The organism is Curtobacterium sp. MCBA15_001, from assembly GCF_001864835.1.
Classification (GTDB): Bacteria; Actinomycetota; Actinomycetes; order Actinomycetales; family Microbacteriaceae; genus Curtobacterium.
In genome coordinates, this window is sequence record NZ_MJGI01000025.1 from 128876 (window position 1) to 151099 (window position 22224).

General features: G+C 72.2%; 21 protein-coding genes. 10 read left to right on the forward strand and 11 right to left on the reverse strand.

The window, feature by feature from the left end:
- Window positions 1–100: 100 nt before the first annotated feature.
- On the forward strand, window positions 101–1540 hold the full coding sequence (locus BIU90_RS12585) for a GuaB1 family IMP dehydrogenase-related protein (RefSeq protein WP_071301004.1): 1440 nt from the start codon (window positions 101–103) through the stop codon (window positions 1538–1540).
- Window positions 1541–1677: 137 nt separating this feature from the next.
- Here BIU90_RS12585 and BIU90_RS12590 read toward each other — a convergent pair whose 3' ends face one another.
- The 4 genes from BIU90_RS12590 to BIU90_RS12605 form a co-directional block, all read right to left on the reverse strand.
- Window positions 1678–2718 (reverse strand): hemolysin family protein, encoded by a 1041-nt coding sequence (locus BIU90_RS12590; protein WP_071300565.1) that lies wholly within the window; start codon window positions 2716–2718, stop codon window positions 1678–1680.
- A 55-nt stretch (window positions 2719–2773) separates the two neighbouring features.
- A complete protein-coding gene (locus BIU90_RS12595) occupies window positions 2774–4123 on the reverse strand; it encodes a hemolysin family protein (protein ID WP_139195295.1) in 1350 nt (449 codons plus the stop codon).
- A 184-nt stretch (window positions 4124–4307) separates the two neighbouring features.
- Window positions 4308–5390, reverse strand: a complete 1083-nt coding sequence (locus tag BIU90_RS12600; RefSeq protein ID WP_071300566.1) for an NADH:flavin oxidoreductase/NADH oxidase — start codon at window positions 5388–5390, stop codon at window positions 4308–4310.
- Window positions 5387–6028, reverse strand: coding sequence for an HAD family phosphatase (locus BIU90_RS12605; RefSeq protein ID WP_071301006.1), 642 nt, complete (start codon window positions 6026–6028; stop codon window positions 5387–5389). The genes BIU90_RS12600 and BIU90_RS12605 overlap by 4 nt, the downstream gene beginning before the upstream one ends.
- A 24-nt stretch (window positions 6029–6052) precedes the next feature.
- On the opposite strand from BIU90_RS12605, the gene BIU90_RS12610 reads away from it, so the two are divergent.
- From BIU90_RS12610 to BIU90_RS12635, 6 genes are all read left to right on the forward strand, one after another.
- Window positions 6053–6898, forward strand: a complete 846-nt coding sequence (locus tag BIU90_RS12610) for an ADP/ATP-dependent (S)-NAD(P)H-hydrate dehydratase (protein WP_071300567.1) — start codon at window positions 6053–6055, stop codon at window positions 6896–6898.
- Window positions 6899–7196: 298 nt separating this feature from the next.
- Window positions 7197–8069: a glycoside hydrolase family 16 protein gene (locus tag BIU90_RS12615; protein ID WP_071300568.1), complete on the forward strand. Its 873-nt coding sequence runs from the start codon at window positions 7197–7199 to the stop codon at window positions 8067–8069.
- A gap of 86 nt (window positions 8070–8155) precedes the next feature.
- The gene (locus BIU90_RS12620; protein WP_175470211.1) at window positions 8156–9466 is read left to right on the forward strand and encodes a glycosyltransferase 87 family protein; all 1311 of its coding nucleotides are present in this window, start codon (window positions 8156–8158) and stop codon (window positions 9464–9466) included.
- A complete protein-coding gene (locus tag BIU90_RS12625; protein ID WP_071300570.1) occupies window positions 9463–9777 on the forward strand; it encodes a thiamine-binding protein in 315 nt (104 codons plus the stop codon). The genes BIU90_RS12620 and BIU90_RS12625 overlap by 4 nt, the downstream gene beginning before the upstream one ends.
- A 104-nt stretch (window positions 9778–9881) precedes the next feature.
- On the forward strand, window positions 9882–10085 hold the full coding sequence (locus BIU90_RS12630) for a hypothetical protein (RefSeq protein ID WP_139195264.1): 204 nt from the start codon (window positions 9882–9884) through the stop codon (window positions 10083–10085).
- A gap of 150 nt (window positions 10086–10235) precedes the next feature.
- Window positions 10236–11501 carry an MFS transporter gene (locus BIU90_RS12635; RefSeq protein WP_071300572.1) on the forward strand — a complete coding sequence of 422 codons (1266 nt, stop codon included), beginning with the start codon at window positions 10236–10238 and terminating at the stop codon, window positions 11499–11501.
- Here the strand turns inward: BIU90_RS12635 and BIU90_RS12640 are convergent.
- The 7 genes from BIU90_RS12640 to BIU90_RS12670 all read right to left on the reverse strand — a co-directional run bounded on the left by BIU90_RS12640 (window position 11476) and on the right by BIU90_RS12670 (window position 20004).
- On the reverse strand, window positions 11476–12075 hold the full coding sequence (locus BIU90_RS12640; RefSeq protein WP_217640924.1) for a hypothetical protein: 600 nt from the start codon (window positions 12073–12075) through the stop codon (window positions 11476–11478). The two genes, BIU90_RS12635 and BIU90_RS12640, sit on opposite strands and share 26 nt — an antisense overlap.
- A 113-nt stretch (window positions 12076–12188) precedes the next feature.
- Complete coding sequence (locus BIU90_RS12645) at window positions 12189–12860, reverse strand: response regulator transcription factor (RefSeq protein WP_071300574.1); 672 nt, start codon at window positions 12858–12860, stop codon at window positions 12189–12191.
- 101 nt (window positions 12861–12961) lie between these two features.
- A complete protein-coding gene (locus tag BIU90_RS12650; RefSeq protein ID WP_083403942.1) occupies window positions 12962–14284 on the reverse strand; it encodes a hypothetical protein in 1323 nt (440 codons plus the stop codon).
- Window positions 14281–15438, reverse strand: coding sequence for a sensor histidine kinase (locus BIU90_RS12655; RefSeq protein WP_071300575.1), 1158 nt, complete (start codon window positions 15436–15438; stop codon window positions 14281–14283). Before BIU90_RS12655 ends, BIU90_RS12650 begins: the two co-directional genes overlap by 4 nt.
- A 255-nt stretch (window positions 15439–15693) precedes the next feature.
- On the reverse strand, window positions 15694–16893 hold the full coding sequence (locus BIU90_RS12660; RefSeq protein WP_071300576.1) for a homoserine O-acetyltransferase: 1200 nt from the start codon (window positions 16891–16893) through the stop codon (window positions 15694–15696).
- Window positions 16894–17416: 523 nt separating this feature from the next.
- Window positions 17417–18745: a bifunctional o-acetylhomoserine/o-acetylserine sulfhydrylase gene (locus BIU90_RS12665; RefSeq protein ID WP_071300577.1), complete on the reverse strand. Its 1329-nt coding sequence runs from the start codon at window positions 18743–18745 to the stop codon at window positions 17417–17419.
- 167 nt (window positions 18746–18912) lie between these two features.
- Window positions 18913–20004 (reverse strand): acyltransferase family protein, encoded by a 1092-nt coding sequence (locus tag BIU90_RS12670; protein WP_071301008.1) that lies wholly within the window; start codon window positions 20002–20004, stop codon window positions 18913–18915.
- A gap of 93 nt (window positions 20005–20097) precedes the next feature.
- Between BIU90_RS12670 and BIU90_RS12675 the strand changes: the two genes are divergently transcribed.
- The 3 genes from BIU90_RS12675 to BIU90_RS12685 all read left to right on the forward strand — a co-directional run bounded on the left by BIU90_RS12675 (window position 20098) and on the right by BIU90_RS12685 (window position 22221).
- Window positions 20098–20871 (forward strand): SDR family oxidoreductase, encoded by a 774-nt coding sequence (locus BIU90_RS12675; RefSeq protein ID WP_071300578.1) that lies wholly within the window; start codon window positions 20098–20100, stop codon window positions 20869–20871.
- 109 nt (window positions 20872–20980) lie between these two features.
- The gene (locus BIU90_RS12680; protein ID WP_175470212.1) at window positions 20981–21511 is read left to right on the forward strand and encodes a phosphoribosyltransferase; all 531 of its coding nucleotides are present in this window, start codon (window positions 20981–20983) and stop codon (window positions 21509–21511) included.
- A complete protein-coding gene (locus BIU90_RS12685; RefSeq protein WP_071300579.1) occupies window positions 21508–22221 on the forward strand; it encodes a Type 1 glutamine amidotransferase-like domain-containing protein in 714 nt (237 codons plus the stop codon). Before BIU90_RS12680 ends, BIU90_RS12685 begins: the two co-directional genes overlap by 4 nt.
- The last annotated feature ends 3 nt before the right edge of the window (window positions 22222–22224 follow it).

Consider the following 22224-nt stretch of genomic DNA (forward strand, 5'->3'; position numbering starts at 1 on the left):
GCGGCGCAACCCTGCCCCGCACGTCGTCAAGCGTAGCCGTTCCCACATGACCGCTCGCCGTCAGGAGCGGGGCATGTCGCTGCGCAGTACGGTGGGCGGCATGAGGTTCTACGAGACGCGGCCGACCCACGACCTGACCTACTCCGACGTCTTCCTCGTCCCCAGCCGCTCGGGCGTGACGAGCCGCTTCGACGTGGACCTCGCCGCGAACGACGGTTCCGGCGTGACGATCCCGATCGTCAGCGCGAACATGAACTCCGTGACCGGCCCGCGGCTCGCCGCGACCCTGGCACGACGAGGCGGGCTGGGCGTGCTGCCGCAGGACATGCACCTGCAGGACCTCGACGCCGCGATCCGCTGGGTCAAGGACCAGCCCGTCGAATTCGACACCGCGCTCGAGATGGGCGCTGACACCACGGTCGCCGAGACCCTCGGGCAGCTCCTGCCGGTCGCCGGCCGCGGGGTGGTCGTCCGCGACGCCGCGGGGGAGTACCTCGGCTGCGTCCCGGCCAGCCGGCTGGGCACCGCCGGCCCCGACGCCACGCTCCGCGACCTGCTGCACGGCGCCTCGACCGCGATCGACGCCGAGGACGCCGGCACCCCGCGCCACGTCTACGACGTGCTCACCGCCGCCGACGTCGACTTCGCCCCGGTGACCCGGCACGGTCGCGTCGTCGGCACGACCAGCCCGACGAGCGCCATCCGCTCGGACATCTACACGCCAGCCGTCGACGCCTCGGGTCGCCTGCGCGTCGCCGCCGCGATCGGCATCAACGGCGACGTCGCGGCCAAGGCGAAGGCCCTCGCCGCCGCCGGCGTCGACGTGCTCGTCCTCGACACCGCCCACGGCCACCAGGAGGGCATGCTCCGCGCACTCCGCACCGTGGCCGCGCTGCAGCTCGACATCCCGCTCGTCGCGGGCAACGTGGTCACCGCCGACGCCGTGGCCCACCTGGTCGAGGCCGGCGCGTCGATCATCAAGGTCGGGGTCGGCCCCGGCGCGATGTGCACCACCCGCATGATGACCGCCGTCGGGCGGCCGCAGTTCTCCGCCGTGCTCGAGACCGCCGCCGCGGCCCGGTCCCTCGGCGCCCACGTCTGGGCGGACGGCGGCGTGCGCTACCCCCGCGACGTCGCCCTGGCACTGGCCGCGGGCGCCAGCGCAGTGATGATCGGCTCGTGGTTCGCCGGCACGCTCGAGGCGCCGGGTGTCCTGCGACGCGACGCGAAGGGCGCCGCGTACAAGGAGAGCTGGGGCATGGCCTCCGCCAAGGCCGTGCGCGAGCGCTTCGAGCGGCTCGACCCGTACGAGCGGGCCCGCAAGGCGCTGTTCGCCGAGGGGATCTCGTCCTCGACGATCTACCTCGACCCGGAGCGCCCCAGCGTCGAGGACCTGCTCGACATGATCACGACCGGCGTCCGGAGCTCCGCCACGTACGCCGGGGCCACGACCCTCGCCGAGTTCTCGGAGCGCGCGCTGGTGGGCATCCAGTCCGCCGCCGGGTACGAAGAGGGCAAGCCGCTGCCGGTCAGCTGGTAGCCGCCGGACGGGAGGCGCGTGGCGGGGTTGCCACGCGCCTCCCGTCCGTCTGCTGGTCCATCCCCACCGCGAAAGCGACAGTTCGCCGCCGTTGGCTGGCGGTGATCTGTCGCTTTCGCGATGCGGAGCGGCGGCGTCTACCGGCGGCGGGTCGCGTCCTGGACGGTGCCCACCAGTTCTTCGAGGATGTCCTCGAGGAACAGCACCCCCGTGGTCCGGCCCTCGGCGTCGAACGCGCGCGCGACGTGGCGTCCGGCCGCTCGCATGGTGGCCAGCGCGTCCTCCAGGTCCATCTCGGTGTACAGCGAGATGAGCTGGCGGATGCGCTTGGGTGGAACCGGGTCGTCGTACTCGTCCGGACGCAGGTCGATGACGTCCTTGACGTGCACGTAGCCGGTGGGGTCGCCCTGGTCGCCGACCAGCACGTACCGCGAGAACCCGCGCTGGGCGACCGCACGCTCGACGTCCCCGGGCGTGGCGACGTCGGGCAGGGTGACCAGCTCGGACATCGGCACGGCGACGTCCCTGACCTTCTTCTCGGTGAACTCGAACGCCATGCGGAGCGTGCCGCCGTCGTCCGCGAGGGTGCCCTCACGACGGGACTGCTCGACGATCGTCTGCACCTCTTCGACGGTGTAGGCGCTGACGGCCTCGTCCTTCGGCTCGACCTTGAACAGCCGCAGCACGCCGTTGGCGACCTCGTTCAGGCCGACGACGACCCAGTGCAGGCCGTGGCCGATGTACCAGAGCGTCGGGACGAGCAGCAGTGCCGCACGGTCGGGCATCGAGAACGAGATGTTCTTCGGGACCATCTCGCCGAACACCACGTGCAGGAAGGACACGAGCAGCAGCGTGAACACGAAGGCCACGATGCCGATGACCTCGACGTTCCACCCCGTGGCGTGCAGCGGGACCTCGAGGAGGTGGTGGATCGCCGGCTCGGAGACGTTGAGGATGAGCAGCGAGCACACGGTGATGCCGAGCTGCGTGGTCGCGAGCATCCGGGTGGCGTGCTCCATCGCCCACAGGGTCATCTGTGCGGCACGGGAGCCCTGCTCGGCGCGGGGCTCGATCTGCGAGCGGCGCGCAGAGATGACGGCGAACTCGGCGGCGACGAAGAAGGCGTTGCCGGCGAGCAGCACGAAGAGCCAGAAGATGCCCCACCAGTCGGAACTCATCGGAGACCTCCCTGAGAGCCAGAAGACGGCAGACCCAACCGGGGCCAGTCGGAACTCATCGGGTCGCCTCCTTGTACTTGTTCTTCGCGGCCGTCGTCGGCAGCGTCACGCCGTCGGGCGGGGTGTCGACGGGGGTCGGGGTCCAGCGGATCCGGTCCACGCGACGGCCGTCCAGGCGCTCGACGCGGAACACGCCGTCCTCGAGCGGGACCTCGTCGCCGACGACCGGCAGGCGGCCGAGCGTGGCCATGATGAACCCGCCGACGGTCTCGTACGGGCCGTCCTCGGGGACCTTGACCCCGGCGCGGTCCTCGAGCTCGTCGGGGCGCAGGAGTCCGGGGAAGGTCAGCCAGTTGCGGGAGCGCACGACGTCGATCCGGGCGCGGTCGTGCTCGTCGGAGACCTCGCCGACGATCTCCTCGATCAGGTCCTCGAGCGTGACGACCCCGGCGGTGCCGCCGTACTCGTCGACGACGATGACCATCTGGTAGCCGCGGCCGCGGACCTCGGTGAGCAGGGTGTCGCCGGGCATGGTCTCCGGCACCCGCTCGGCGTCGGTCATGAGCGCGCCGACCGGCACCTCGGGACGCTTCTCGCGCGGGACGGCGACGGCCTGCTTGACGTGCACGATGCCGACCACGTCGTCCGCGTCCTCCTCGATGACGGGGAAGCGGCTGAACCCGGTGCGGCGGGCGAGGGCGATGACGTCCTCGGCCGACTCGGACACGCGGATCGTCGACAGGCGCGGTCGGGGAGTCATCACGTCGCTGGCGTCGAGCTCGGAGAACGACAGGGTGCGCTGCAGGAGCGTCGCCGTGTCCTGTTCGAGCGAGCCCTCGGACGCCGAACGGCGGAGCAACGAGGTGAGTTCCTCGGCGCTGCGGGCGCCGCTCAGTTCTTCCTGCGGCTCGATGCCGATGCTGCGGAGCACCGCGTTGGCCGTGCCGTTGAGCGCTGCGACGGCGGGCTTGAACACCGTCGTGAACGCGATCTGCAGCGGCACGACGAGCTTGGCGGTCTGCAGCGGCAGCGCGAGCGCGAAGTTCTTCGGCACGAGCTCGCCGAGGATCATCGACAGCAGCGTCGCGATGACGAGCGCCACGATGGAGCCGACCGTCTCGACGACGGCCTCGGGCAGCGCCAGCGCCAGGAACGGGGCCTCGAGCAGCTTCGCGATCGACGGCTCGAGCAGGTACCCGGTGAGCAGCGTGGTCAGCGTGATGCCGAGCTGCGCGCTCGACAGGTGCGTCGAGGTGACCTTGAGCGCGCCGATGACGGGCGCCAGGCCGGTCTCGCCGCGGTCCCGACGGGCCTCGACCTCGGCACGGTCGAGGTTCACGAGCGCGAACTCGGACGCGACGAACACACCGGTGCCGAGCGTCAGCAGGATGCCACCGACGAGCATGACGACGTCGACGGGACTCACCGGGTCCACCCCCGATCAGCGAGGCGGACGCCACGGGGGCGCAGGGAGTCAGAGCAGCTCACCGAGTGAGCGGCGGATGAGTGAGGCGAAGAAGGATTCGGAGGATCGTCCACAGTGTGCACGATCGTACAGCAGCGCTTCCCCGCGATCCCGGGAGTCCGCCCTACTTCGTGACGGATGCTCGGTGGTACTGCTGCGGCTCGTAGTCGAGCGTCACGCCGAGTTCGCGGGCGGCCCGGAGCGGGAACCCGGGGTCGCGGAGGAACTCGCGGCCGACCATCACCACGTCGGCCTGGCCCGTCGCGACGACCTGCTCGGCCTGGAACGCCTCGGAGATCATGCCCACGGCGATCGTGCCGATGCCCGCGTCACGCCTGAGCGCGGCAGCGAAGGGCACCTGGTAGCCGGGTCCGACCGGGATCGGCGCGCTCGCGACGTTGCCGCCGGTCGAGACGTCGGCCAGGTCGGCGCCGTGCTCCTTGGCCCACCGGGCCACCTGTGTGACCTCGTCGAGCGTCAGTCCGCCGTCGGTCCAGTCCGTCGCCGAGAACCGGACGACGATCGGGAAGCCGTCGCCGACCTCGGCGCGCACGGCGTCGACGACGTCGAGCAGGGCCTGGGCGCGGTGCTCGAGCGAGCCGCCGAAGTCGTCCGTGCGGTGGTTGCTGAGCGGCGAGAGGAACTGGTGCAGCAGGTAGCCGTGGGCAGCGTGGACCTCGACCAGGTCGAAGCCGGCGTCGACGGCGCGGCGGGCTGCGGCGGCGAACCCGAGGGCGACCAGGCGGATGTCCTCGGTCGTCAGCTCCCGGGGCTCGGCGTACCCGTCGAACGCCACCGCCGACGGGGCGACCGTGGTCCAGCCGCCCTCGGACGCGGGCACCGAGCCGTGCTGCTCGGACCAGGGGCGGTAGGTGGAGGCCTTGCGACCGGCGTGGGCCAGCTGCACCCCGGCCGCGGCACCCTGGGAGTGGATGAAGTCGACGATCGGGCGGAACGCGTCACGCTGCTCGTCGTTCCACAGCCCGAGGTCCTGCGGGCTGATCCGGCCCTCCGGCACGACACCGGTGGCCTCGACCACGACGGCCCCGGCGCCGCCCTTGGCGAACCCGCCGAGGTGGACCAGGTGCCACGGGGTGGGGACGCCGTCCTGCTGCTCGGCCGAGTACTGGCACATCGGGGAGACCCAGATGCGGTTCCGCACGGTCAGGTCGCGGATGGTGATCGGGTCGAACAGGGCGTGCGTCACGCGGTGGCTCCTTCGCGGGGTGCGTCCTCGGCCAGGCGTTCCAGGAAGGCCCGGAGTCCGGTCGGGGAGACGTGGTGGTGGCCGACGGCGCCGATCGCTTCCGCGCCGGCGACGTTCTCGGCCCTGTTGTCCACGAACACCATCTGTGACGGGGTGATTCCCAGCCGGTCGCAGGTGTCGCGGTAGATCGAAGCGTCGGGCTTCAGGACGTGCTCCTCGGCGCTGACCACGACGGTCTCGAAGAGCGAGCCCATCGGCGACCGGCGGTACGGGTCGCCGAAGTCGAAGCCTGCGTTCGACAGCAGCGCCAGACGGGTGCCGGCGTCGTGCAGTTCCTCGACCAGGTCGAGCACGTCCGGGTCGACCTCGAACCAGCCGGTGTAGTCCAGGGCCCACAGCCGGTGGACCTCGCTCACCGTCCAGCTGCGTCCCGTGCGTGCGGCGATCGCACGCCAGTACTCCAGCACCGAGAGGTCGCCGCGGTCCAGGTCGTGCCGGAGCTCCTGGTACACGGGGAAGAGTTCGTCCGCGGTCAGGCCGGTCGCCTCGAGCAGCGCGGTCCGTGCGGCGACGGGCGTCCGGCTGATCACCTCGCCGTAGTCGAACACGACGACACGACCAGGCAGGAACAGGCTCATGCGCTCCACCGTAACGTGGGGACGATGAACGCCTCCGTGCCCTTCTCCGTGTCCGACGCCGCCGCGTGGACGACCGCCCCGGTGGGGGAGTCGACGAAGTACCGCCGCGGTGTCCTCGGCGTCGCGACGGGCTCGGCGGCGTACCCCGGAGCCGCGGTGCTCGGTGTCGATGCCGCCGTCCACACCGGGGTCGGCATGGTCCGGTACGCCGGCCCCGACCGGGCAGGCGACTTCGTGCTGATGCGCCGTCCCGAGGTCGTCGTCGGGACCGGGCGGGTGCAGGCGTGGCTGGTCGGCTCCGGGATCTCGGCCGGTTCGCTCGGCGAGCTGGACCCCGCGACCGCCGAGGCCTTCCGGCACGCGTCGGACGACGGGGTCCCGGTCGTCGTGGACGCCGGTGCGATCCCGCTCGTCGACCTGGGGCCGCTCGCCGTCCTGACGCCGCACGCGGGAGAGCTCGCCGCGCTCCTGGACACGGACCGCGAGACCGTCGAGCACGACCCCCGGGGGTCCGCCCTGCGCGCGGCCGAGCAGACCGGCAGCGTCGTGCTGCTCAAGGGCGCGGACACCCACGTCGTCACTCCCGACGGGTCGGTCGACCTGGTCGCGTCCGCCGCCACACCGTGGCTCGCCGCCGCCGGTGCGGGCGACGTCCTCGGCGGGGTGCTCGGTGCGCTCGTCGCCACCCGGGCGGCACAGGGGCCGCTGACGCCCGAGGACCTGGCACACCTGGCCGCGACCGCCGCGGTCGTGCACGGGACCGCGGCCCGGCGGGCTTCGGACGGGGGCCCCTTCCCGATGGCGGCGCTGATCGCCGAACTGCCCGGCGTGGTCCGCGACCTCGTGACGACCGGCGACGCACTCGCCTGACCGGGGATGCACCCGCCCGACCGGTGACGCACCGGCCTGACCGGCGAGGCACCCGCCTGACGCGACGCACCGGCCTGACCGGCGACGCACCTGCGTGGCGGGAACCCGCACGGCCCGCAGGTCACGCTCCGGTCACCGGGAGCGGGAACACGCATCCGTCGCGGGAGCCCGCATCGATCCCGCCACCGGGGTGGCGGTCCGTCGTGGGAGTCCGCCCGGACGGTTAGACAGGTCCCGAGGGACGACAACGGCTCGCACCACGGGTCAGGGTCCGCCCTCGGGAAGCGAACCACTCATCATGCAGGATGCACACCACACCGTCGACGGCGACGGTCACCCCACCCCTCGGGCACCGCGACGACCCCTGCGCGTCTCGCGGTTCCTGCTCGTCTTCGTGGCGGTCGTCGCCGCCGGCGTCACCCTCGGGTCCGTCTCGACCGCGGACGCCCGTCCGGCCATCGGCGTCCGCCCGTCGCCGTCGCCGACGGCCGCCGCACCGTCACCGGTCCCGACACTCCCCGCCGCGACCACACCGCCGTCGTTCTCCGAGGACTTCGACACCGACGCCGCCGCGGGCGGGCAGTTCGCGGCCACCTACGCCGACGCCTGGCAGCCCTACCCGGACGGCATGAGCGACAAGTACTGGTCGGGCGAGGTCATCAGCGCCCATGACGGCATCATGGACGTCGCGATGGACGGTGCGCGTGGCGCCGCCGGGACCTTCGGCACGCCGCAGGGAGCGTGGATGCACGTCGGCGGGACCTTCAGCGTGCGGGCACGGGCGACGGGCGGCGACGACAACGGCGCTGCCTTCATGCTCTGGCCGACCTCGAACGTCTGGTCCGAGGGGGAGCTCGACTTCCCCGAGGGCACCTTCCAGGGCACCGTCGGCGCGTTCAGCCACGCGATGGTCCCCGGGCACGAACGCCAGCAGAACGGCCTGCACACGACCGCCACGTGGCGCAGGTGGCACACCTACACGACGGTCTGGGTGCCCGGCGACTCGGTCAAGTACTACGTCGACGGCAAGCTCGTCTTCGCGGACACCGAGTTCGTCCCGACCACCGCGCACCGCTACATGTTCCAGATCGGCAACGGCGGAGCACCCGGGAACCTCGAGATCGACTGGGTGCGCATCTGGTCGGCCTCCGAGGGCCAGCCGCAGCCCTGACGCGGCCACGTCGACGGACGGGAGGCACGGCGCCAGCTGGCACCGTGCCTCCAGTCCGTCCCATGGTCGGCCGGTACGCTCGTCCGGTGCAGCGGTCCCGTCGGTTCGGCCTCCTCGGCTTCGTGGCCGCGTTCGCGGCCGTCCACGCGTTCCTGTGGTGGCTGTCGTTCGTCGTCCCCAACCTGCCGATCGGCGACGTGGAGATCACCTACCGACGCTGGATCGAGACCGGCCTCACCCAGCACGTCTGGGTCGGCACCGACACGGACTGGGTCTACCCGATCCTGGCGATCGTGCCCATGGCGCTCGCCGCCGTCGTCGGTACCGCGCACATCGGTGCCGGTTGGCTCGGCCTGATGGTCGTGCTCGACGCCGTCGCCTGCGCGTTCCTGTGGCGGTTCCGCGCGTTCGGCGTCCGTGTCGTGTGGTGGTGGCTCGGCTTCCTGCTGGCCCTCGGGCCGATCGGCCTCGGACGGATCGACACCGTCGCGACCGCGGTTGCCCTGGTCGGGGTGGCGTTCGTCGCCGCCCGGCCAGCGGTCGCGTCCGCGGTGTTCACGGTCGCCGCGTGGGTCAAGGTCTGGCCGGCCGCCCTGGTCGGCGTGCTCCTGGTCCTGCGGCGCGGCCGCCGCCGCGGCGTGCTCGCCGGCGCAGTCGTCGTCACCGCGCTGGTGGTGCTCGTCGACGTGCTGTTCGGCGGCGCGGCCCACCTGCTCTCCTTCATCGGGCAGCAGTCGGGGCGGGCGCTGCAGATCGAGTCGCCCCTCGCGACGCCGTTCATGTGGGCCGCGGCCGCACACGTCCCCGGGGCGGCGGTGTACTACGACCGGGAGATCCTGACCTTCGAGGTGTCCGGCTCGGGCACGCACCTCGCCGCGGCCGTCTCCACCCCGCTGATGGCAGCCGTGGTGCTCGGTGGTCTCGCCCTGGCTGCCTGGGGGGTCGGGCGGGGCGCTCGCCGGGTGGAGGTGGCCCCGGTGCTGGCCCTGGTGCTCGTGGCGGCGCTCATCGCGACGAACAAGGTCGGGTCGCCGCAGTACGTCGGGTGGTTCGCGGTGCCGGTCGTGTGGGGGCTGGTCGCGGGTCGCACGAGCGCTCGACGCTTCCTGCCGGTCGCCGTGGCCGCCGTACCGATGGCGCTGCTGACGCAGGTGATCTACCCCGCGTACTACGACCAGGTGCTCACCGTGCAGCCGTGGATCCTGATGGTGCTGACGCTGCGGAACGCGCTCGAGGTCGCCTTGCTGGTGTGGGCGCTCGTCGTCCTCGTGCGCCTCGGCCTCGCCGCGCGGCGGGCCGGGGATGCGTCGTCGTCGGGTCGCTCCGGCGCAGCCCTCGGTCGCACCGGTGCAGACCCTGGTCGGGCGGAGCCGCCGCGGGGCAGGATGGACGCATGATCGTCGCCTTCTCCGTCGCTCCGTCCGGTGGTCCCGCCGACCAGCCCGACGGCTCCGTGCACGACGCCGTCGCCGCCGCGGTGCGGGTCGTCCGCGAGTCCGGTCTGCCGAACCGGACCTCGTCGATGTTCACCGAGGTCGAGGGGGAGTGGGACGAGGTGATGGACGTCGTCAAGCGCGCCACCGAGGCCGCCGGAGCGTTCGGCACCCGCGTCTCGCTCGTGCTCAAGGCCGACATCCGACCGGGTCGCACCGGGGAACTGGACGGCAAGGTCGAGCGGCTCGAGGCCGCGATCGAGCGAGCTTCCTGAGTCCTGGTCGACACGCCGTCGGCGTCGCTCGGGATGTCGGTGGCGAGGTGTCTCATTGCTGCAGGCGGACACACCCGGTGCCGTCGGTGGACGAGGAGTCAGGCATGCTGCACGACGGACTGCACGACGGTTGGTGTGACGACTGCGACAGCCAGACGGTCGTCGTCGACCGCGACGACGCGTCGGACACCGCGTGGGCGACCTGCACCGAGTGCGGCGCCGGGTGGGTGCACCGTGACGACGTCCGGGTGCCGGCGGCTGCGTCCGCCGCTGCACGGCCTGCTGCCACGGAGCGTCGCGCCGCCTGAGCCGTCGCGGCTGCACCGTCGCGCTGCTGGTTGTGCGGCGGCTGGTGCGGGCCCCACGGTCGAATCGATTCGTCCGGCGCTTCCGTCGGGGTGTTGGAGCGGTCTACACTGACGAGGCACCTCACCCGTCCACGTCCGGAGACCAGGTCCATGCCCCAGCTCTCGCCGGCGCGTCGCGCGCTCGCCATCTCCGCCCTCGCGCTCGGTGGGTTCGCCATCGGGTCGACCGAGTTCGTCGCGATGGGCCTGCTGCCGAACATCGCGCAGGCACTGCTCCCGGCGCAGTACGCCGCCGACCCGGACGCCGGGATCGCCCACGCCGGCTGGCTCGTCAGCGCCTACGCCCTCGGGGTCGTCGTGGGCGCACCGACCATCGCCGCGATGAGTGCACGGTTCCCCCGCAAGGGCCTGCTCCTGGTGCTGCTGATCGGCTTCGTCGTCGCCACGGTCGCCAGCGCCGTCCTGCCCTCGTTCGGGCTCGTGTTCCTCGCGCGCTTCGTGGCCGGGCTGCCGCACGGCGCGTACTTCGGGATCGCCTCCATCGTCGCCGGCGACATCATGGGTGCCGGCAAGCGCGGGCGGGGCATCGCGATGGTGATGCTCGGCCTGTCGATCGCCAACGTCGTCGGGGTCCCCGCGATCACGTGGATCGGGCAGAACGCCGGGTGGCGTGTTGCCTACGGCGTCGTGGCCGTGCTGTTCGTCGCCACGTTCCTGGCCGTCGCCGCGTTCGTCCCGCGCTCCGCCCGCGACGAGTCCGCGTCCATCGGCCGTGAGCTCCGGGCGTTCCGCGTGCCGCAGGTCTGGCTCGTGATGGGGCTCGGTGCCGTCGGCTTCGGCGGGTTCTTCGCCGTCTACTCGTACATCTCGCCGCTCGTCACGAACGTGACCGGGCTGCCCGAGGGGGCCGTCCCGCTCGTGCTCGTCGTGGTCGGCCTCGGCATGGTCGTCGGCGGGGTGCTCGGCGGGCACCTGGCCGACCACAGCGTCAAGCGCACCATCTACATCGGCATGTTCGCGCTGATCGGAGCGCTCGTGTTCCTGGTGCTCACCGCGCAGTGGACCGTCGGCGTGTTCGTCGGCGCCTTCCTGCTCGGCGCGACTTCGTCCGCGATCCCGCCGGCCGTGCAGTCCCGCCTGATGGACATGGCCGGGGACGCCCGGACGATCGCCGCGGCCCTGAACCACTCCGCGTTCAACATCGGCAACTCCCTCGGAGCCGCGCTGGGCGGAGCGGTCATCGCCGCCGGCTTCGGGTTCCGCGCACCGGGGTGGCTCGGCATCGTCCTGGCGCTGCTCGGCGTGCTGATGACCGCGGTCAGCTACGGCGTCGAGCGTCGGTCGACCCAGCGCGCCGCCGTGCGGAGCCGCCAGCCGTCGACCGGTCCGATCACGGCCCCGGTGCCGACGGTCTGACGGACGCCTGCGCGCGGCGGCGCTGGCGGTACTGCCACAGTCGGTCGAGGTCGCCCCACTTCGCCGCCAGCATCACGCCCAAGGCCAGCAGGATCGGCGCGCACACCGCCCAACCGGTCCACGCGTCGTCCACCGTCGACGGGTCGTAGACGCTGTCCGGCACGCCGGTCTCGTCCGCGTCCCAGTCACGGTAGCCGGCACGCTGCGGTCCGGTCGGCACGTCCTGCCGGTCGAGGCCACCGTCGTCGAGCAGGACGTCGTGCAGCACCAACCCACGGTCGTCGGCCGTCCACGTGCCGATCGGGTCGCAGCGCTCGCCGTACCGGGTCTGGTAGCAGGACAGCTGCGTCAGTCGGAAGGTGCCCCAGTGCACCGGCTCGGCCAGCGCCGACCGTGCCGAGATCGCCGTCGCGACACAGGAGACGATCCCGACGAGCACGAGTGCGTACACCAGGAGGGCCAGGACCGTCAGCACAGGATGACGTCGGTCGCGCTCGGGGCCAGCGTCAGGCAGCGCATTCCGGCGGTGGCGTGGTCGACGGCGACCAAGGTCGGCGGCGATCGGGTCGGACACCACACGATCGTAGGGCGGGTCGGGACGCGGGAGCGGCCCCCAGAACGCGGCACCGCCCCACACCGCGGGCTGCGGGGCGGTACGAGGCGGTGTGCTTGGCTCGTCCCGAGGGCTCAGAGGCCGTGCGGGCTGCCGTCCTCGAAGATGATGCCGTCGGTGATGGCGCGCTTGCGCAGGGCGACCTTCGTGCCGACGTCGAACCCGGCGACGCGGTACTTCTCGCGGATGCGCTTGAGGTAGCTCTTGGCGGTCTCCTCGGAGATGCCGAGCTGGTACGCCACGCTCTTGACGGGCTCGCCGCCGCCGTAGAGCGCCATCACCCGGCGCTCCTGCGCGCTGAGCTTCGGCACCCCGCCCACGTCGCCGCTGTTGATGGCGAGGTCGAGCTCGGCGGAGACGTACTGCTCGCCGCGCTGGGCGGAGCGGATCGCCTCGACGATCATCTCGGCGTCCTCGCTCTTGACCAGGTACCCCAGCGCTCCGGAGCCGAGGGCCTCGCGGACGACGTTCGGCTCGGAGTAGGTGCTCATGACGACGGTCTTGACGCCGGCCGTCTTCAGCGTGGAGATCTTCAGCGAGACCGGGATCGAGTCCTTGAGGTCCAGGTCCAGCAGCACGACGTCGACCGGGAACGCCGGGCTCGTCAGGAGCTCGGGCCAGGTCGTCACGGCCGCGACGAGCGTGATGTCGTCGGCGGCGCCACGGATCCACTCGGTGAGCGCGCCGAGGAGCATCTTGTGGTCGTCGACCAGGGCCAGTCGGATCGGTTGCTCGGGAGTCGCCATGCTGGCGTCCTTTCTCGTGGTCTGCGTGGCCGAGCCTAGGTGGCGGGCGCACTCGGGAGGCGCAGGCTGTCAGGGGTGTCCGGCAAGCGCGCCGGGACACGTCACATCTGGGGGTGCCGGTTCACGACGCAGTGCGCGTGGATGTGCACGGCGCCGTCCCGCATCGTGTCGGTGTAGGGACCGATCCGGGCGAGACCGCTCCACGCGGCCGGACCGAGGCGACGGCGGGGCACCCCGCGCGACTCGATCACGATCGGGACGTCCATCGTGTCGTCGGTCACCGGGTGGCCGTCGCTGCCGACGGGGCCGAGCGTGACGGAGACCACGGGCACGCCGGGCTGGAGGCCGCGACCGTCGCCGACCATCTGCCACAGCGCCTGCAGCAGGCCGTCGCGCTGCGCGGGGGAGAGGTGTCCGGCGAGCGAACCGGGGTCGGCGACGCTGACGGCACGGCCCAGGTGGTCGGACTCGGTGATCGCGTGGTACAGCCAGGTCTCACGACGGCCCTCGATGAGGTGCAGGCGGAGTTCGGTGGCGAGCGACGCGGCGACCGAGGAGGACGCGTCGGACAGGGGCAGCGGGTCCGTGCCGTTCGCGACGGCGTCGAGCAGCTTCTCGGCGGCCAGGTCGAGGCGGGCGAGCTCGTCCGAGGCCAGCATCCCGACCGCGAACTGCGGCGCGGTGACGTTCGACTGCACGAGCACCCGGTCGAGTTCGCGCTGGACGAGCTGCCGGAAGCGGTGGGTGACGAAGATCGCCACGGACGGCGGGACGACGACCAGGGCCAGCAGCGAGAACAGACCGGGGATGGTGTCCGTCGTGATCGGTGTCGACGCGATCGACATCCCGACGAAGGCGACGCCGAGCACGGTGATGGCGGCGGCGACCTCGCGCGTCGGCCGGAGCGTGGCGACGGGCAGCAGCGCGAAGCCGGCCGCGACCGAGGCACTGGCGGTGTGCGCCAGGTCGTGCTCGGGCCAGATGCCGATGAAGTCGAGCGTGACGACGCAGGCGAGCACGACGCAGATGAGCACGAAGGCGACACCGGTCAGGCGTTCGCCGTAGGTCATGACGCTGAGCGCGACCCCGACGGCGGCGATGACGAAGAGGATCCACGCGGCGGCGGGCAGCCACGGCATCGAGAAGTCGTTCCAGCGGGTCAGGAAGAAGGCGATGCCCGCGACGGCCTCGACCGCGGTGAGGATGGCGGCGCCGAGGCCGAGGTGCCCGGCGCCGAGCGACGCACCGGGCTTCGCTGCCTGCCGCAGCGAACGTGCACCGGTGGAGGTGGAGGGGAGGCCGCGCGCCTGTCGACGTTCCGTGCCCCGGTAGCGTTCCCGGGCCTCCCGGCGGGTCCGCGGAGCGGGCTGGGGTGCCTCGCCGGGCAGGCCGCGGCTGATGGTGTCCTCGGGGACGCGGCTCATCGGGGTGCCTCCAGGACGACCGTGGTGCCGGAGCCCGGCGCGGAGAACAGGCGGGCGTCGCCGCCGACCTCGCGCAGGCGGTTGACGACGCTCTCCTTGAAGCCGAGGCGTTCCTCGTCGATGGCGCCGATCTCGAACCCGACGCCGGAGTCGGTGACCATCGCGCGCACCATGTCGTTGTCGTGGACGATCGTGACGTGCGCCTCGGCGACGCCGGCGTGGCGACGGACGTTCTCGAGGCACTCGGCGAGGGCCAGCAGGAACGCGTCGAGGACGTGGGACGGCAGCAGGACCTGGCCGGTGCCGTGCCAGCTGACCTCGAGGCCCATGCGGCCGAAGCGCTGCTTGACGGACTCGAGGGTCTGGCCGAGCGGCGACTCCTCGGTGCGCGTCAGGGAGTAGTCGCCGGACTGCTGCGGCTGGGGCGTCGCTCCGAGGCGGAGGTGGCGGAGCAGGCGGGCGTCCTCGGCGGCCTGTTCCCGCATCGCCTGCTCCGAGACGCCCACGCCGGAGTGTGCCAGCAGTGTCAGCGTCGCGAGGACGGTGTCGTGGAGCAGCCGTGCACCCTGGCGGCGCTGGGCCTCGGTCTCGCTCGCCTGGCGTTCGGCGCGGTGGGCGGTGCCGATGCTGTAGATGCGGCGGGCGACGCGGGGGATGCTGCGCGAGATCCAGTACGCGACGACGGCGGTGAGCACCCAGCCGAGCGCCGTGCCGCCGACCGAGATGCTGAACACGGAGCCGGTGGCGTGGACCATGATCGCCAACGACGCGACGCCGCCGAGGACCGTCAGGCCGAGGCCGACGAGGTGTCCGCGCTGCGCCATGAGCATCGACGACAGGCCCCCGGCGGCGAGGGGCACCAGGCCGCTCGCGACGACACCCCGGGCATCGGGGGCAGCGGAGGAGATCAGGATCCACATCGCGGCGAGGCCGGAGACCTGGGTCGCTGCGGTCCACCAGACGGCACCGTTCCACCCGAAGACGCAGAGGGCGGCGATCATCACCGCGATGCAGCCCAGCCCGGCGACCAGGGGCCCGGTCGGGACCGCGAGCGAGCAGACGACGCTGACCAGGCTGACGAGGGTGCAGATGACGCCGACGACACGGGTCGTCGACCGGAGGAGCCGGTCACGTTCCTGTGCGAGGAGTTCCATCGGTGTCCTGCTGCGTCCTGGGTGTCGGTCGGGGTCCACGTGCCGTCGTCGCCACGCGGTGCTGTCGTGCCCGGCGGTGACCAGCTCGCGAGCGGTTGGGAAACGCGAGCGTCGATCGGGACCGGGTACTGGAACCATCATTCCACGGGGGACACCCGCTGGGGGGTGTTCGGCACGCCAGGTCGTTGGGTTTGGCAACGAAGTTGTTATCGCAGGCGACAGGGAAACGGTGCGTGCGCGGGCCGGGCGCGCGCGTCAGTCGAGCAGTCGGTGCAGGTGCGCGCCGACCGCCGCGTGCTCGATGAGGAAGCCGTCGTGCCCGTACTCACTCGCGATCACCGCCGCGCGGTCCCCGTCGATCGCGCCCGGGATGCCGGCCGCGATCCGGTGCTGGTCCTCCACCGGGAACAGCCGGTCGCTCGAGATCCCCACGACCAGCGTCGTCGCCGTGATCCGTCCGAGGGCGGCCGCGACCCCACCCCGCCCGGCACCGAGGTCGTGCGAGTCCATCGCGTGCGTCAGCATGACGTACGTCGAGGCGTCGAACCGGCGCGTGAACTTGTTGCCGTGGAAGTCGAGGTAGCTCTCCACCGAGAACCGCCCGTCGTCCCCGAGGGGTGACACGTCGGACTGCCACGACCGGTCGAACCGTCCGTTGAGCTCGTCGGACGCGCGGTAGGTCATCATCGCCATCCGTCGCGCGAGCGACAGACCGCGCGACGGCCCGCCGCCGGCTTCGGCCTCGTAGTAGTCGCCGCCTGCGAAGCCCGGGTCCATCTGGATCGCGGCACGCTGCAGCGAGTTGGCCGCGATCTGGTCGGCGGTCGTCTGCGCCGTGCTGGCCAGCACCGCGAGCCGTTCGACGCGTGCCGGCGCCGAAGCCGCGAACTCGAGGGCGTGCATCCCGCCCATCGACCCGCCCACGACGGCTGCGAACCGGTCGATCCCGAGCACGTCAGCGAGGCGGAGCTGCGCGGCCACCTGGTCGCGCACGGTCAGGAACGGGAACCGGGACCCCCACTCGACGCCGTCCGGCGACACCGACGAGGGCCCGGTCGACCCCTGGCACCCGCCGAGCATGTTCGGCGCGACGACGAACCACCGGTCGGTGTCGATCGCCTTGCCGGGGCCCACGACGTCGCCCCACCACCCAGCCGTGCGGTGGCCCGGGCCGGCTTCGCCCGCCACGTGGGAGTCGCCCGTCAGCGCGTGGAAGACCAGGACTGCGTTGTCGCGCGCGGGGTTGAGCTCACCCCAGGTCTCGTAGGCGACGCGCACGCTCGGCAGCACTCCGCCGCGGACCTGCTGCTCGCCGAGGGTGACGAAGTGGCGGGCCCCGGGGTGGTCGCCTGGGCGCCAGGCTCCGGTGACGGGCGGTTTGCCGAGCGTGCCGAGGGCGGCGCCGGGCACCAGGGTGGACGGCACGGAGTCCTCGGGGGTCGTCTGCCAGTCCATGGTCCGTCCATTCTCCTGGACGAGCGGCCCCGCCGCCGCCGTGTTACGTGGGCCTGCCGCGGGTTGTGCGTGCGTCCGACGCGGAACGACACGACCGCTGTCGTACGACGTCGATCGTGTCGCGGGGGCGGCAGGCTGCGGGCGTGTCTGACGCGGAACGACAAGGCCGCTGTCGTACGACGTCGGTCATGTCGTGCGGGTCGCGGTGTGTGGGAGCCGGACGGGAGGCCCGGCTCGGCTCCGGCAAGCCGGTGCCGTCCGTCGCGTGGCCGTCGGGTACGACATCGCCGCTGTCGTACGACGTCGATCGTGTCGCCGGAGCGGCAGGCCGCGGGCGTGTCCGACGCGGAACGACAAGGCCGCTGTCGTACGACGTCGGTCATGTCGTGCGGGTCGCGGTGTGTGGGAGCCGGATGGGAGGCCCAGCTCGGCCTCGGCACGCCGGTCCCCGTCGGCAGGCAGGCGGGCGCGCACCACGCAGCCCCGCCCGGCCACGCAGCCCCGCTCGCCGGCCAGCCGGGTGCTACGCGCGCAATCCCGCCTGCGACACGGCGCGCGCCGCGGCCAGCCCGGCCTCGAGGTCGGCCTTGAGGTCCTCGACGTTCTCGATCCCCACCGACAGGCGCACCAGACCCGGCGTGACCCCGGTGGTCAGCTGCTGCTCGGGCGTGAGCTGCGAGTGCGTGGTCGACGCCGGGTGGATCACGAGCGAGCGCACGTCCCCGATGTTGGCCAGGTGCGAGAACAGCGACAGGTTGTCCACGAGCGCCCGGCCCGCGTCCACCCCGCCCTTGAGCTCGAAGGACAGCACCGCGCCGACGCCCTTCGGCGCGTACCGCCCGGCGGCGCCGTACCAGGGCGAGGTCGGCAGCCCCGCGTACGCCACCGTGGCGACGTCCGGGTGCTGGTCGAGCCACTCCGCGATCTCCTGGGCGTTCGCCACGTGGCGTTCCATCCGGAGCGAGAGCGTCTCGATGCCCTGCAGCAGGGCGAACGCGGTGTCCGGCGAGCTCGACGCACCGAGGTCACGCAGCAGCTGCACCCGCGCCTTGATGATGTACGCCAGCGCGTTGCCGACGGCATCGGCGAAGACGGCGCCGTGGTACGAGGGGTCGGGGGAGTTGAACTCGGGGAACTTCTCCGGGTGCTCGGACCACGGGAAGGTGCCACCGTCGACGATCACGCCGCCGATGACCGTGCCGTGGCCGCCGAGGAACTTCGTCGCCGAGTGCACCACGATGTCGGCGCCGTGCTCGAACGGTCGGATCAGGTACGGCGTCGCGATGGTGTTGTCGACGATGAGCGGGACCCCGGCCGTGTGCGCGATGTCCGCGACGGCCGCGATGTCGAGCACGTTGATCTTCGGGTTGCCGATCGTCTCGGCGAAGAACAGCTTCGTGTTCGGGCGGACGGCGCGGCGCCACTCCTCGGGGTCGTCCTGGTCCTCGACGAAGGTGGTCTCGATGCCGAGTCGGGCGAGCGTGTACTTGAACAGGTTGTACGTGCCGCCGTAGATCGACGACGAGGACACGATGTGGTCGCCCGCCTGCGCGATGTTGAGCACCGCGTACGTCTCCGCCGCCTGGCCGCTGGCCACGAGCAGCGCGCCCGAGCCGCCCTCGAGCGCCGCGATGCGCTGTTCGAGGACGTCGTTCGTCGGGTTCATGATGCGCGAGTAGATGTTGCCCGGCTTCGCCAGGGCGAACAGGTCGCGGGCCTCGTCGGAGTTCGCGAAGACGTAGGAGGTCGTCTTGTAGATCGGCGTCGCACGGGCGCCCGTGGTCGGGTCCGGCTGGGCGCCGGCGTGGATCTGCGTGGTCTCGAAGCGCCACTCGGCGGCGTTGTCGGTCATGTCGGCTCCTGTTCCGTCAGCTTCGTCCCGGCCGGGAGGCTCGGATCGCGTGCGCGTCGCGGCTCACGCTACGGACGTGGCCGGGCGCGCACCAGCGCACCCGTCTCCTGACGTAACGCGCGTGGCGGGGCCGAGCCGGGCCTCCCGTCCGCTCGTACGGCGCGAGGTCAGGCGGGGTCGCGCCGGAACAGCCACCGTACGTTCGGTTCGAGCAGCCAGCGCATGCCGCGACGGACGAAGGGCTGCGCCAGGAACAGGCTGACCGCGCAGGCGATGCCGACCATGAGCAGCACGAACGGCCACGCCGAGTGCGGGCCGGCCAGCACGCCGGACTCCCGGATCGGGTAGAGCACGAAGGTGTGGAGCAGGTAGACGTACATCGTCGCCGCGCCGAACTGCGTGATCCACACGTTCCGGCGGGGAACCAGCAGCAGGAACGACGCCGTCAACAGGGTCGCCAGGAGCATCAGGCCGAAGCGGACCGCACCGGCCCACCAGGCGTCCTCGCCGAGGCCGGAGTACGAGTCGTCGTAGAAGAACCAGTGGTGCAGGTCGAACTGCTTGAACTGCGGGATCCACAGCGCGCACGACACCGCCCACGCCACGAACACCGCACCGGCAGCGACCCGCACCCGCACGACGGTCTGCCGCGAGGCCTCGTACCACCGGTCGAACAGCCCCCACTGCTTGACCTGCCACCCGAGCAGGAAGAACGGCAGCAGGCTGATCGCCCGCGACAGCGAGAGCGTCGAGTCGACGTTGTCGAAGTAGCCGACGCCGATGCTGAACACCACGGCCCAGAACAGCGGCCACCGCAGTTGCGCCAGGTACGGCAGGATCAGCTTGAAGATCCCGAGGGCCAGCAGGAACCACAGTGTCCACGTGGGCTGGGTCGGGTTGAAGGACTTCCCGCCCTCGACGATCGCCTGCACCACGGTCCAGATCGTCTGCATGATGATGTACGGCACGACGATGTCCGTGATCGTCCGGCGCATCCGCTTCGCCGTCGGGGTGTCCGCCGACGAGAAGTACCCGCTGATGACGCCGAACGCGGGCATGTGGAACGCGTAGATGAACGTGTACAGCGCCAGCGCGTGCTCGCTCGCCGCCGTCTGCCGCTGGATCGCGTGCCCGATGACCACGAGCGTCACGGCGAGGAACCGCGCGGTGTCCCACATCGGGATCCGCACGGGGGTCCGTCCCGGCTCGAGCCGGGTGTGCGGCGTCGAGGGCACCGGGGGCGCAGCGTCCGTCGTCATCGCGGTCACGGTACCGGATCGGCACCGGACCGGTTCGGTAGCGTGGTCCACAGCCGCGCTGCCGTGCGGCCCCGTGAGCGTTGGAGGAACCACATGGCACGTCGCGTCGTCGTCACCGGAGCGAGCTCGGGGATCGGGGCGGCCACCGTCCGCACGTTCCGCGCACGGGGATGGGACGTCCTGGCCGTCGCCCGCCGCGCGGACCGGCTCGAGGCGCTCGCCGCGGAGACCGGCGCCGACACCCTGGTGGTGGACGTCACCGACGCCGACGACGTCGCAGCGCTCGCCGCGCACGTCGCAGCGACCGGGGGCCTGCACGCGCTGGTGAACAACGCCGGCGGCGCGCTCGGGTCCGCCACGGTCGAGGAGTCCGACGTCGAGGACTGGCGCACGATGTTCGAGGTGAACGTCCTCGGCACCAAGCGGGTCACCGCGGCGCTGCTGCCGGTGCTGCGCGACGGTGCGCGGACGTCGGGGAGCGCCGACATCGTGACGGTGACCAGCACGGCCGGGTTCGTGTCCTACGAGAACGGCGGCGGGTACAACGCCGCGAAGGCCGCGCAGCACGCGCTCGTCGGTGCCCTCCGGCTCGAGCTGAACGGCGAGCCGATCCGCGTCGTCGAGGTCGCGCCGGGGCTGGTCAAGACCGAGGAGTTCGCGCTGAACCGGTTCGGGGGCGACAGCGCGAAGGCGGCAGCGGTCTACGACGGCGTCGAAGACCCGCTCGGTGCCGAGGACGTGGCCGAGGCGATCGTGCACAGCGTCGAACTGCCCGCCCACGTCAACCTCGACCTGGTGACCATCCGACCGGTGGCGCAGTCGGCCCAGCACAAGCTCGCCCGCGGGCCGTTGACCCCGCAGGCCTGACGCGGGGGCGTCCGCGGGGCGTGTACCCGGGCGCGTCCACGGAGCGCGCACGCGCCCGGGCGGCAACTGCAGGTCGCGGCGGTGGCGTGCGTGCCGGTACCGTGGTCGGATGCCGATCAGCAGCGAACCCGCCGAGTCCCCGTCGCCAGCTGTCGTCACCGTGACCAGCGGACCCGAGGTGCTCGGGTGGCTGGAGTTCGGTGACGCGGCACGTCTGCTGGCGAAGGACGTCCTGTCGGCCGGCTTCGAGCCCGAGGTCGTGGTGGCCGTCGCCCGCGGTGGCCTGATCGTCGCCGGGGCCGTCGCCTACGCCCTCGGCACCAAGGAGTGCGGCTCGATCAACGTCGAGTTCTACACCGACGTCGAGCAGCGCCTCGAAGAACCCGTCGTGCTCGCCCCCGCACTGGACGCCCCGAGCCTCGCCGGCAAGCGCGTGCTCGTCGTCGACGACGTCTCCGACTCCGGGCGCACCCTGGCGCTCGTGGTCGACATCATCACCCAGGCCGGTGCCGACGTCCGGAGCGCCTGCCTGTACTCCAAGCCCGGCACGGTGCTCGAGCCGGACCACGTCTGGCGTCGCGTCGACGGCTGGATCACCTTCCCGTGGAGCGCCCTCGCACCGGTGACGGCCGAGTCGTGAGCATCCACCTGGTCGGCGGCGGAGCCTTCGCCGCGTCGGACGCCGCTGTCGGGTTCCTCGCCGAGGCCACGGCCCGCGCCGCTGCCGTCGGTCGCAACGCGCCCCGGATCGGCGTGCTCTCGGTCAGCGGGGCGGACGGCACCTCGCCCGCTTCGACGCCGGACATCGCCGCGGTGCTCGCCGACGCGGCCGACGTGCTCGTGACCGAGGTCGCGCCCGGGCAGCCGTTCACCACGACCGTCCTCAGCGACGTCGACGCGATCGTCATCGGTGGCGGACGCACCCCGGACTACCTCGACGCGGTCGCCCCGCTCGTCGACCAGATCCGGTTGCTCGTCTCCGACGGTCTGCCCTACCTCGGTTACTCGGCCGGCGCGATGATCGCCGCGGACCGTGCCCTGGTCGGCGGCTGGCGCGTCGGCGGTGTCGAGGTCTGCCCCGAGGACGCGTCCGAAGGGCTCGACGAGGTGGAGCTCCGCGAGGGACTCGGTCTGGTCGACCTGACGATCGACGTGCACGCGGTGCAGTCCGGCACGCTCGCCCGACTGGTGGCCAGCGCCGAGGCCGAGTTCGTCCCCGCTGGCCTGGCGATCGACGAGGACACCACCCTGGTCGTCGGCGAGGGCGCCCTCGAGGTCCGCGGCTCCGGCAGCGTGTGGCGCGTGGTCGCCGGCGACGAGTCGGTCTCCGTCGCCACGATGGGCGCGTAGCCC